This is a genomic window from Rathayibacter sp. CAU 1779 (genome assembly GCF_054551755.1).
This window is the reverse complement of sequence record NZ_JBTOLK010000001.1, coordinates 502,709-513,741: the sequence shown is the minus strand read 5'-3', so window position 1 is coordinate 513,741 and position 11,033 is coordinate 502,709. Positions and strand designations below refer to the sequence as shown.

Genomic DNA, 11,033 nt, shown 5'->3' with positions numbered 1-11,033 from the left:
GCGTCGCTCAGCTCTTGTTGCCGGAGAGCGCCAGGAAGCCGCCGAGCCCGATCAGCATCACACCGCCGGTCGCCGCGAGCCGTTCGGAGTTCTTGGGCGACTTCGCGAACCAGCCGCGCGCGAGCGCCGCCAGGAAGACCCACGTGCTGTCCGAGAGCACCGCGATGACGAAGAAGACGACTCCGAGGATCATCATCTGCAGCGGCACGGCGCCGGCATGGAAGTCCACGAACTGCGGCAGCACGGCGACGAAGAAGACGAGCAGCTTGGGGTTGCTGATGCCCACCAGGAACCCTTGGCCGAGCATCTGCGCTGCCGACTTCTTCGGTCCCTTGGCGACAGCTGTCAGCGTTCCGTCCTTGCGGTGCCGGATGGCCTGGATGCCCAGGTAGACGATGTAGAGCGCGCCGGCGAGCTTGATGACGGTGAAGAGCACGATCGACTGGGCGACGATGAAGCCGAGCCCCAACGCGACGGCGGCGACCAGCGGGATGATCCCCAGCGAGTTGCCGAGGACGCTCAGCATGCCCGCGCGGCGCCCGAGCGCGAGCGACCGTCCGATCGCGAACAGCACGCTTGGCCCGGGAATGACGATGATCACGAACGCGGTGAGAGCGAACGCTCCGAGCGTGGCGATGGTAGGCATCCCTACAGAATAGTGAGGGCTCATCAGGGAGAAAAGTGGCCCGGCAAAGAGTGGCCTTGCGAGCCTGAAGATCCACCCGGATGGGTGCCGCGGTGCTGCCGTCGTCATCGGGTCCCGGTAGGTTCGATCGGGTGAACATCACGCACGTACGCACCCACCGCAGCGACGAGAACCTGCCCCGTGACGAGCAGCTGGCCTTCAAGATCGCCCGGGTGGCGGCAGATCCGGTGGAGGTCTCGCCCGAGGTCTCCGACATGGTCGTGAACCGTGTCATCGACAATGCGGCGGTCGCCGCGGCATCGTTGCTTCGGCATCCGGTCGCGGCGGCACGGGCGCAGGCGCTGGCGCATCCGGTGTCGATCGGCGGCAACGGGTCGAGCGTGTTCGGAACGGATGCCGCGCGCCGCGTCAGCGTGGAATGGGCGGCCTGGGCGAACGGCGTGGCCGTTCGCGAGCTGGACTACCACGACACGTTCCTCGCGGCCGAGTACTCGCATCCGGGAGACAACATCCCGCCCGTCGTCGCGGTTGCTCAGCACCTGGCCACCGAGCGCGGGATCACGGGGCGCGACGTCGTGCGCGGCATCGCCACGGGGTACGAGATCCAGATCGACCTCGCCCGCGCCATCAGCCTGCACGCCCACAAGATCGACCATGTCGCGCACCTCGGACCGTCAGCTGCCGCGGGGATCGGAACGCTGCTCGGGCTCGACGCCGAGGTGATCTTCCAGGCGATCGGACAGGCCCTGCACACCACGACCGCCACGCGCCAGTCGCGCAAGGGCGAGATCTCCAGCTGGAAGGCCTTCGCGCCGGCGTTCGCCGGGAAGATGGCCATCGAATCCGTCGATCGCGCCATGCGCGGCGAGACCAGCCCCACCCCGATCTACGAGGGTGAGGACGGTGTCATCGCGTGGCTGCTCGACGGGCCGGACGCCGTCTACGACGTCTCCCTCCCCGACCTCGGCGAGTCCAAGCGCGCCATCCTCGACTCCTTCACCAAGGAGCACTCCGCCGAGTACCAGGCGCAGGCGTGGATCGACCTGGCGCGCAAGCTGCACAACGAGTACCCGATCATCTTCGACGACCCCGATCGCATCGAATCCGTCGTGCTGCACACCTCGCACCACACGCACTTCGTGATCGGATCCGGTGCCAACGACCCGCAGAAATACGATCCGAACGCGTCGCGCGAGACGCTCGACCACTCGATCCCGTACATCTTCACGGTCGCGCTGCAGGACGGCGAGTGGGATCACGTCAAGTCCTACGCGCCGGAGCGGGCCGCTCGTCCCGACACCGTCGCACTGTGGCGCAAGGTGACCACGCAGGAAGACGAGGAGTGGACGCGCCGCTACCACTCGCTGGATCCGAAGGAGCAGGCGTTCGGTGGGCGGATCGAGATCACGATGGTCGACGGATCCAAGGTCATCGAGGAGATCGCCGTGGCTGACGCGCATCCGCAGGGTGCACGACCCTTCGGCCGGGACGACTACGTGAACAAGTTCCGCACGCTGGCGGGCGAGGTGCTGGAGGCATCCGAGATCGAGCGGTTCCTGGATGTCGCGCAGCGGCTCCCCGAGCTCACCGCCGAGGAGCTCCCCGGCCTGAGCTTCACGGCGCGGCACGGCGTGCTCGCGTCGGTGGAGTCGCCGCGCGGGCTGTTCTGAGCGCGGTCGTGGAGTCGGCTCGCTGACCGGCCGCGGCGACCAAATGACAGACTGGCCTGACCGGAGCGAAGGAGCACCATGAGCGAGCAAGACCCCGAGATCCGCAGGGGATTGGCCGGAGTGGTCGTCGACACGACCGCGATCTCCAGCGTCAACCCCGAGACGAACTCGCTGCTGTACCGGGGGTATCCGGTGCAGGAGCTTGCGGCGACGTGCTCGTTCGAGGAGGTCGCGTACCTGCTCTGGCACGGCGAACTGCCGAACGACGACGAACTCGAGGCCTTCGAGGCGCTCGAGCGCGGGCAGCGCTCGCTCGCGCCGAACGTGAGGCGCGCGATCGAGGATCTGCCGACATCCGCTCATCCGATGGACGTGCTGCGCACCGCCGTCAGCGTCATCGGCGGCGACGACCCCGACAACGAGTTCGGCGCGCTCGCCGACCCCTTCGCCGTCGTCTATCCGAAGGCGCTGCGGATGCTCGCACAGCTCCCCGCGATCGTCGCCTACGACCAGCGCCGCCGTCACGGTCTGCCTCTGGTCGAGCCGCGCGACGACCTCGACTACTCCAGCAACTTCCTGCACATGACGTTCGGCGAGGTGCCGGATGCGGACGTGGTCGACGCTTTCCGCGTCTCGCTCGTGCTCTACGCGGAGCACTCGTTCAACGCGTCGACGTTCACGGCGCGGGTCATCGCGTCCACGCTCTCGGATGTCTACAGCGCGGTCACCGGCGCCATCGGGGCGCTCAAGGGACCGCTGCACGGCGGGGCGAACGAGGCCGTCATGGTGGCGTTCGAGGAGATCGGATCCGCGGACAAGGCGGAGGCGTGGCTCGACGACGCGCTCGCCGGCAAGCGCAAGATCATGGGCTTCGGGCACCGCGTGTACAAGAACGGCGACTCGCGTGTGCCGACGATGAAGGCATCCCTCGAGCGGCTCGTCGAGCACTACGACCGTCCGGACGTGCTGGCGCTCTACACCGCGCTCGAGCAGGCGATGGAGACGCGCAAGGGCATCAAGCCGAACCTCGACTACCCGAGCGGTCCTGCCTACAACCTGATGGGATTCGACACGGCGACGTTCACGCCGCTGTTCGCTGCCGCCCGCGTCACCGGATGGACCGCCCACGTGATCGAGCAGCTCTCGTCGAACGCGCTGATCCGTCCACTGTCGAAGTACGACGGGCCGGCGGAGCGCCACCTCTAGGCGGGAGCTCCTGGGGCGCTCTGCGCACGGGGTCTCGTGTCTGCGCGCTGGGGTCCCGTGTCCGCGCGCTGAGGTGCCCGTGTTTGCGCCAAATGGCGCAATCGTGCTGGGCAGTGACACGACGGCCGGCGTTTGCGCAGCGGGACCACGGATGCCGCGCGCGTCCGCGGCCGGCTTGTCGCCATTCCACACGTGAGTGGGTGTCGGCCGGACCTCGTGCCTAGCCTTGCGTCATGCACATGCTCTTCCGCACGATCCTGCACGCCTGGATCTCCCGCTTCGGCAAGCAGGTCGGTCACTACGACGTCGTCTCCACGAAGCTGCGCGTGCTTCCGACGGACCTCGACATCCTCAGGCACATGAACAACGGCGTGTACTTCTCGCTGTTCGACATCGGCCGGTTCGACCTGATCCGTCGCAGCGGCATCTGGAAGATCTTCACCGAGCACGGGTGGTACCCGGTGGTGGCATCCGAGACCATCACGTTCCGCAAGTCCCTGCAGCTCTGGCAGGCGTTCACCGTGGAGTCGCGCATCATCGGATTCGACGACAAGGCCGCTTACATGCAGCACCGCGCCGTCGTGAACGGCGAGATCTACGCCGAGGCCTTCATCAAGGCACGGTTCCTCAAGCGAACGGGCGGCACCGTGTCGGTCGCCGACCTGCTGGATGCCGTCGGCCAGGTGCCGCCGGACCTCGAGCTCCCGGAGTGGCTGGTCCGCTGGGGTGACGACGTGAAGCTGCCGTCCACGCGCGCGGAGGCGCCCAGCACCTGGGAGTGACACCTCGAGTCGGCTCGGATCGGTCGTGACAGCCCAGGTGCGCCGAAATGGCAGATGCCGGGAGCCACGCAGGTCGGGGCGGCAGGCGTCGAGAACAGCAGCTGTCGCCGAGAACAGCAGCTGTCGCCGAGAACAGCAGCTTTGCTCCTGTTCTCGTGCTGAGAGCGCGGACCCTGCCGTTGCGGGTTGCGGGTTGCGGGTTGCGGGTTGCGGGTTGCGGGTTGCGGGTTGCGGGTTTGCTTAGACCCTTCAGGTCAACTGCTCAGTTAAACTGAAGAGTCTGGTATCATAGAGACATGGCCACCCCGTCCGCACACGCCTCAGGTACCGGTCTCGGCCCGAACCCGACCGGCACCGATGAGCGTGTGCGGGGTGGGGGGTCCGAGACGGCGGATGCCGCGGCCGGGCCGGCCGCCAAAGACGCCGTTGACACGTTCACCGGCACGGTCGAGCTCGCGGAGAGCATCCGTGCGCTGTCGGGCAGGCTGGCCCGTCGCCTGCGCGAGCAGAGCACCGTCGGCGACTACACGCCGTCACAGAAGAACGTGATCGTGCGGCTCGACCGCGAGGGATCCGCCACGCTGTCCGCCCTCGCGCGAGCTGAGGGCATGAAGCCCCAGTCCATGGCTGCGATCCTCACCGCGCTCGCCGACGCGTCCATGGTGAGCAGCCAGCAGGATCCGAACGACAAGCGTCAGCACCTCTGGACGCTCACGGACCAGGCCAGGGAGGCTCTGCTCTCCGGTCGCGCCGCGCGCACCGACTGGCTCGCGCGCTCGATCCGCGACTCGCTCGATACCGCAGAAGAGGCGGAACTCCGTCGCGGCATCGAGTTGCTCACGGCCGTCGTCGACGGACGAACAGGCTGATCGCCCACCACAGGGGTCCGTCGGACTGACGGACAGCGAGCGGGATCCCACCCGCAGCGGCGATCCACGATCGCACGCGAGAACTCCATGACAGGAAGTCACACCACGAACCCGAAGCCCATCGCTTCCGGGCCCGGCGACGTCACGTCGTCGGTGCCCGCCATCGAACCGACACCGCTCGAGTCGGCGTCGCTTGAACCGACCGGACTCGAACCGGCATCGGAAGAACCGACGCCGCCGCAGCCGGACTCGCTCGAGCCGGCATCCGTGGCATCCGCTCCAGGCCGAGAGACCTCGGGGCCCGGATCCGCTGCTCCGAAGAAGCCGTTCGGCTGGCGTTTCACCGCGCCGCTGCTGCTCGGCTCGACGCTCAACCCGATCAACAGCGCCACGCTGGCCACCGGACTGGTCAGCATCGGCGTCGACATGCACCTCGGCCCCGGGCCGGCGGCGACGCTGATCTCGGTGCTCTACCTGTGCAGCGCCATCATGCAGCCCACGATGGGCAAGATCTCCACGCTGCTCGGCGCCCGGCGCACGTTCCTCACCGGCATCGTGATCCTGTTCGTGGGCGGCGCGGTCGGCGCCTTCGCGCCGAGCTTCGGCTTCCTGCTCCTCTCTCGCGCCCTGATCGGGGTCGGCACCTCCGCCGCATACCCGACGGCGATGGCGCTCGTGCGCCGCAGGGCCGATGCAACGGGATCCGGTGTTCCGAGCCGTGTGCTGGGCAACTTCTCCATCGCCGCGCAGGTGAGTGCGGTGATCGGGCTGCCGCTGGGCGGCATCCTCGTCGGCCTGTGGGGATGGCGGGCGCTCTTCGCCATCAACCTGCCGGTGGCGATCATCACGTACTTGTTCACTGTGCTCGGCGTGCCGAAGGATGCTCCGCGCGAGAGACGAGGCGGGCGCGGCATCCTCGCCGCTCTCGATCTGCCCGGCATCGCACTGTTCGCCGCGACGATCGTGTCGCTGCTCGTCTTTCTCGGGGACCTGACGGCGCCGATCTGGTGGCTGCTCGCGGCGTTCGCGGTGCTGCTGGTCGCGCTCATCCTGTGGGAGCGGCGAGCGAAGAGCCCGATGATCGACGTGCGGATGCTCGCCCGCAACTCACCGCTGCAGCGCACCTACCTGCGTCAGACGCTCGCCGCGCTCGGCATGTACACGATGATGTACGGCGCCCCGCAATTCCTCGAAGACGGTATGCACGTGGATGCGGCGACCGCCGGCCTGATCATGCTCCCGATGTCGGCGGCGAGCATCGTGCTCGCGCGGGTCGTCTCGAACCGCGGATGGGTGCGCTGGCCGCTGGTCACCGGTGGGATCGCGCTGGTCGGCGCCGGCGCCGTCGGATTGCTGCTCACGAGCGAGTCGAGCTGGCTGATCGCTGTAGGCATGAGCCTGCTCGTCGGCGTCGCGAACGGCTTCACCGGATTCGCCAACCAGGCCTCCCTTTACACGCAGACGCGCGCGGACGAGATCGCCGTGGCATCCGGTCTCTACCGCACGTTCGCCTATATCGGCGCGATCTTCTCGTCGAGCCTCATCGGCCTCGCCTTCGGTGCGAAGGCGACCGACTCCGGCTTCCACACCATGGCGTGGGTGGTCGGCGGACTCGGCGTGGCGCTCATCCTGATGACCGCGCTCGACCGTCGGATCCCGAAGGTCGCGGGCGAAGCCCGCTGACGCGTGCGGGTTCACCTCTGATAGCCGCTCGACACGAACCCCGGCTCACCGCTGACCTCCGCTCGACACGAACCCCGGCTCACCGCTGACCTCCGCTCATCCGGCTCCGTGTTCAGGACATGGGCCATCTCGAGGCGCATATGCAGGTGACATGCCAGCTTTCCTGAACGCCGCACGGTGGGATGGGTGGCGTCGCGCCGATTCGCACGTGGCGCGGGCGGTGGGGCGCCTCAGCGCCTGTCGCCAGCGGCGTGCGGAGACCCGCAGCGCCATACGGGATGTCAGGGTGGCGCCGTAGCCTGGATGCATGTCCTCGATCGCCGCGTCCGTCGTCGACGACACTGCGCCCGACGACCCGCGGGACGGACTGCGAGACTCGCTGTCGGAACCCCTCACGTGCGAATACCGGCCGCGGACGCCGATCGACCTGCGGCAGACGCTCGGGATCCTGGGCCGCGGCGCCTACGACCAGACCACGATCTGGGATGCCAAGGGTGTGTGGCGCACGTTCCGGACCCCTGCGGGTCCCGCGACGCTGCGACTCGTGCAGCGTCCGGACGGCGTCGACGCCGCAGCGTGGGGACGCGGCGCAGAGTGGGCGATCGAGGGCGTGCCCGAACTGCTGGGTGCGGGGGACGACTGGAGCGCGCTCGACGTGTCGCGGCATCCGTTCCTCGTCGAGGTGCTGCGCGGGCGCCAAGGCATGCGACTGCCGCGCACGCGGCGCGTTCTGGAGGCGCTCGCGCCGGCCATCGTCGAGCAGAAGGTGACGAGCCTCGAGGCGTACCGAGAGTGGGCGCGCATCGTGCGCTGGTACGGCGAGGTCGCGCCCGGGGTGGACGAAGGGATCGCGCCGCGCGACCTGCGCGTCTGTCCGTCGGCGCACACGCTGAGACATATTCCGTCGTGGGAATGGCACCGGCTGGGTGTCGATCCGAGCCGGTCGCGCACGCTCGTGTTGGCGAGCCGGTCCGCGGAGTCGCTGGAACGCATCGTCGACGACGGGGGAGCGGATGCCGCGGCCAAGCTCCGCACGATCCCCGGCATCGGCGTGTGGACGGCCGCCGAGACGCTGCAGCGGTCGCACGGCGACCCCGACCGGATCAGCATCGGGGACTACGGACTGTGCAAGGTGGTGGGCTTCGCGCTCACCGGATCCGAGACCGACGACGACGGGATGCTGGAGCTCCTCGAGCCGTGGGCCGGGCAGCGGCAGCGCGTGGTGCGTCTCATCGTTGCATCCGGTCGCATGCCGGCGCGACGCGGCCCGCGTGCCACCATCACGGACCACCGCTGGCGCTGACACGGTCGACCCACCCGGCGGTGGGCCGCAACCAGCAGCGGGTCGGAACTCAGGGGCGCACGGTCAACGACTGACTCGACGCGCCGAGCGGTCCGGACTCGTCGAACAGCATGGTGTGGGTGAGCCCTGCACCGTCCGGTCCGAAGCTCACGCTCGTGTCCCCGCCGATCCACTCGCCGACCGGCTCGCGGAAGAGGTGCGCGGTGAGGTCGAGGTTGGGGAACGCGACCCGGGTGGGCGACATCCGCACGGTCATCCCGTTGGCGATGTCGATGACGCCGAGCAGGCGCGCGACGGGTGAGATCGGCTCGCCCTCGAGCAGCGGGATGCGCGGCCGCAGCCAGAAGGATGCCCGCCCCGGCTCCACCTGCCGTCGCAGCGTCTCCACGGTGTTGACGAACTCTCCGGGCCAGTCCGCCGATGCGCTCCACGGCTCGAACGTCTCGTGTGGGTCGAGCGCGGGGATCGGGGAGCCGGCGATCGACGCGGTGTCGGAGCGCCGCATCCACCACGCACGGGCGATGATCGCGGGACGGGAATCGTGGCTCAGCACGGCCTCGACGAGCTCGATGGTGCGACCGGGGCGCAGCATCCGCACCTCGATCTCGACCTCTTCGATCGGCAGCACGCCGAGGATGTCGTACGAGACACGGGCCAGCAGCATCCTGTCGGGCCGACGCGCGGCGTGCTCCCGTTCGATCACGTGCGCGATGAGCCCCAGCGCTGGGGCGACGTGCTGTTCGTTCGTGTTCCAGGCACCCTGCACGCCGATCGTGGCGCGGAACGTCGATGACCCGGTCCGCTCGAAATACGCGGTAGGTCCGGCGGCTGCAGGATGTTCGAAGGCTGATGACGACTCGGAAGACACCATCGGATGCTACGTGCTGACTCCTCGCACGGCTCGGGTGAAGCTGCGGCGGAGGGCGCGCGGCCCGCATTCGCCCGTTCTAGCCTGCGCGCATGAGTTCGAAGAGCAAGCAGGGTTCCCACGACGAGTCGCGCGAGACCACGCACGTCAGCCGCGGAGTGCTGGGATGGCTCGCCGGCGTGATCACTGCCGTGATCATCGCCTTCCCGCTCTCGGCCGCGATCGCATACGCGACTCATCCGGCGACGCGCAAGCTCTTCGGCGAGCACCTCTCCACACAGTCCGCCGCAGGATACTCGGCGTTCTGGTGGATTCTCGCCGTGCTGCTCGTGTCTCTGCCGTTCCTCGTCGGCTTCGGGATCTCGAAGCTGTCGGCGCAGTGGCTGGCGGTCTTCGGGGTGATCGTCGCGATTCTCGTCATCATCCTGATTGTGCTGGGGCAGCTGTTCACGTTCTGATGGATATCGATGACCGAAGATCCACGACTGGCGGCAGCGCGCCGTCGTCTCGAGAAGGCGGCCGGCGCGTCCCGCGGTGATCCGGAGGACGCGGCCGAGCTCGGGCCAGGTGCCGGCGGGCCGGCCGACCTGCAGCGTGCCGCGATGGTCGAGGTCGCGATCCAGCAGGCGATCCGTCGCGGCGAGTTCGACGACCTGCCAGGCGCGGGCAAGCCGCTCCCCGGGCTGGGGCGCGCGCTCGACGAGGACTGGTGGATCCGCCGCAAGATCGAGACCGAACAGCTGCGCGGCCTCGGGCCGCCGGCGCTCACGCTGCGCGTCGAGAATGCCGAACTCGACGATCGTCTCGATGCCCTGTGGCGCGAGGCCGAGGTGCGCGAGACGCTCGAGGACTTCAACCGGCGCGTGATCGAGGCGCGCAGGCAGCTGCTCGGCGGGCCGCCCGTCGTGACTCCGACTCGGGACGTGGACGCGGAGGTGGATGCCTGGCGCCAGCGCCGCGCCGAACGCGAGGCCGCGGCGCGAGAGGCGGCCGCGTACGAGAAGCGCGCGGCCGAGGAGGCGCAGAGGGCCCGACGCCGGCGGTGGTTCCGCAGAGACTCGCCCTAGCGGCCATCCGTCCGGCCAGGACCGTTCCGCTCAGTCCGGATCCGACGGGTCGATCGGCTCGTGGTGGTCGCGGTTCACGATCCCGCGCTTCCAGTACCCCTGCACGTCCAGCTGGTCGGGCCGCAGCCCGGCCTCGTGCCTGAGGTAGCGCCGCACCGGGATCAGAGCGGATGCCTCTCCCGCCGCCCACACGTACACGTCCGGTCCCAGCTCCAGCGACCGCACGGCCTCCTCCAGCTGTCCCGGTCCGTCCTCCCGGTACAGCCATTCGACGGATCCCCGCGCCAGCTGATCCGCGGACAGATACGGCTCCACCTCTTCGTCGGCGACGTCGAGGAGTGCCGTGATCCGGGTGGACTCCGGCAGCAGGTCCAGCCAGCGGGTCAGGGAGGGGAGTGCGGTCTCATCCGCGATGAGAACGGCCTCGGAGACATCCCGCGGAGCCTCGCGTGACCCGCGCGGGCCGGCGACGGCGATCTCGTCGCCGGCCTTGGCGGATGCCGCCCAAGCCGACGCCGGACCGCCGCCCGCGGGATCCTTCGGGTTGCCGTGGGCGGCATCCGGAGAGTGCAGCACGAAGTCGAGGTCGAGCTCGGCGGCGCCGAACGGTGCCGGTCGGAACTGCCGGGGCGTGTAGTCGCGCGAGATGATGACGCCGTCCGTCGGCCGATGAATGCCGTTACCCCGCACTTCGGGAATCGTCAGAACTCCGGTCGCCGGGTCGGGGAAGAACACCTTGACGTGATCCGTGGGACCGGACGACGCGAAGTCGTTCAGCGCATCGCCGATGAGCGTGACGCGCACCATCGCGGGCGTGAGCTGCTGGGTGTGCGAAACGGTCAGTCGACGGATCGCCATCTCGTGACGAACGTGCTCTCGTGTGGCCATGATCCGACGCTACGCCCGAACCCGATCTCTCTGAGCCATCGCGTCAGCCGT

At 68.9% G+C, this 11,033-nt stretch carries 11 protein-coding genes; 8 read left to right on the top strand and 3 right to left on the bottom strand.

The annotated features are described in order from the left end of the window. Nucleotides 1-7: 7 nt before the first annotated feature. Nucleotides 8-646, bottom strand: coding sequence for a LysE family translocator (locus ACX9R5_RS02190; protein WP_459407374.1), 639 nt, complete (start codon nt 644-646; stop codon nt 8-10). Nucleotides 647-777: 131 nt separating this feature from the next. On the opposite strand from ACX9R5_RS02190, the gene ACX9R5_RS02185 reads away from it, so the two are divergent. From ACX9R5_RS02185 to ACX9R5_RS02160, 6 genes are all read left to right on the top strand, one after another. Continuing rightward, nucleotides 778-2,316 carry an MmgE/PrpD family protein gene (locus tag ACX9R5_RS02185; RefSeq protein WP_459407373.1) on the top strand — a complete coding sequence of 513 codons (1,539 nt, stop codon included), beginning with the start codon at nt 778-780 and terminating at the stop codon, nt 2,314-2,316. Nucleotides 2,317-2,394: 78 nt separating this feature from the next. Then, the gene (locus tag ACX9R5_RS02180) at nt 2,395-3,522 is read left to right on the top strand and encodes a bifunctional 2-methylcitrate synthase/citrate synthase (protein WP_459407372.1); all 1,128 of its coding nucleotides are present in this window, start codon (nt 2,395-2,397) and stop codon (nt 3,520-3,522) included. A 233-nt stretch (nt 3,523-3,755) separates the two neighbouring features. After that, a complete protein-coding gene (locus ACX9R5_RS02175) occupies nt 3,756-4,304 on the top strand; it encodes an acyl-CoA thioesterase (protein ID WP_459407371.1) in 549 nt (182 codons plus the stop codon). Between the two features lie 296 nt (nt 4,305-4,600). Further along, complete coding sequence (locus tag ACX9R5_RS02170) at nt 4,601-5,173, top strand: MarR family winged helix-turn-helix transcriptional regulator (protein ID WP_459407370.1); 573 nt, start codon at nt 4,601-4,603, stop codon at nt 5,171-5,173. 87 nt (nt 5,174-5,260) lie between these two features. Further along, nucleotides 5,261-6,856, top strand: a complete 1,596-nt coding sequence (locus tag ACX9R5_RS02165) for an MFS transporter (RefSeq protein WP_459407369.1) — start codon at nt 5,261-5,263, stop codon at nt 6,854-6,856. Between the two features lie 307 nt (nt 6,857-7,163). Beyond that, complete coding sequence (locus ACX9R5_RS02160) at nt 7,164-8,159, top strand: DNA-3-methyladenine glycosylase family protein (RefSeq protein ID WP_459407368.1); 996 nt, start codon at nt 7,164-7,166, stop codon at nt 8,157-8,159. A 49-nt stretch (nt 8,160-8,208) separates the two neighbouring features. Here ACX9R5_RS02160 and ACX9R5_RS02155 read toward each other — a convergent pair whose 3' ends face one another. Further along, nucleotides 8,209-9,027: a thioesterase family protein gene (locus ACX9R5_RS02155; RefSeq protein WP_459407367.1), complete on the bottom strand. Its 819-nt coding sequence runs from the start codon at nt 9,025-9,027 to the stop codon at nt 8,209-8,211. 92 nt (nt 9,028-9,119) lie between these two features. Between ACX9R5_RS02155 and ACX9R5_RS02150 the strand changes: the two genes are divergently transcribed. After that, nucleotides 9,120-9,485, top strand: coding sequence for a hypothetical protein (locus ACX9R5_RS02150; protein ID WP_459407366.1), 366 nt, complete (start codon nt 9,120-9,122; stop codon nt 9,483-9,485). Between the two features lie 9 nt (nt 9,486-9,494). Beyond that, nucleotides 9,495-10,094, top strand: coding sequence for a DnaJ family domain-containing protein (locus ACX9R5_RS02145; RefSeq protein WP_459407365.1), 600 nt, complete (start codon nt 9,495-9,497; stop codon nt 10,092-10,094). 30 nt (nt 10,095-10,124) lie between these two features. On the opposite strand, the gene ACX9R5_RS02140 is transcribed toward ACX9R5_RS02145, so the two are convergent. Then, nucleotides 10,125-10,982, bottom strand: a complete 858-nt coding sequence (locus ACX9R5_RS02140) for a siderophore-interacting protein (RefSeq protein WP_459407364.1) — start codon at nt 10,980-10,982, stop codon at nt 10,125-10,127. Between the last annotated feature and the right edge of the window lie 51 nt (nt 10,983-11,033).

What these genes read in the sequence shown, in the direction of transcription:
- ACX9R5_RS02190 (WP_459407374.1), bottom strand. Translation starts at nt 646, where the DNA reads ATGCCTACCATCGCCACGCTCGGAGCGTTCGCTCTCACCGCGTTCGTG.
- ACX9R5_RS02180 (WP_459407372.1), top strand. Translation starts at nt 2,395, where the DNA reads ATGAGCGAGCAAGACCCCGAGATCCGCAGGGGATTGGCCGGAGTGGTC.
- ACX9R5_RS02175 (WP_459407371.1), top strand. Translation starts at nt 3,756, where the DNA reads ATGCACATGCTCTTCCGCACGATCCTGCACGCCTGGATCTCCCGCTTC.
- ACX9R5_RS02170 (WP_459407370.1), top strand. Translation starts at nt 4,601, where the DNA reads ATGGCCACCCCGTCCGCACACGCCTCAGGTACCGGTCTCGGCCCGAAC.
- ACX9R5_RS02165 (WP_459407369.1), top strand. Translation starts at nt 5,261, where the DNA reads ATGACAGGAAGTCACACCACGAACCCGAAGCCCATCGCTTCCGGGCCC.
- ACX9R5_RS02160 (WP_459407368.1), top strand. Translation starts at nt 7,164, where the DNA reads ATGTCCTCGATCGCCGCGTCCGTCGTCGACGACACTGCGCCCGACGAC.
- ACX9R5_RS02150 (WP_459407366.1), top strand. Translation starts at nt 9,120, where the DNA reads ATGAGTTCGAAGAGCAAGCAGGGTTCCCACGACGAGTCGCGCGAGACC.
- ACX9R5_RS02145 (WP_459407365.1), top strand. Translation starts at nt 9,495, where the DNA reads ATGACCGAAGATCCACGACTGGCGGCAGCGCGCCGTCGTCTCGAGAAG.
- ACX9R5_RS02140 (WP_459407364.1), bottom strand. Translation starts at nt 10,982, where the DNA reads ATGGCCACACGAGAGCACGTTCGTCACGAGATGGCGATCCGTCGACTG.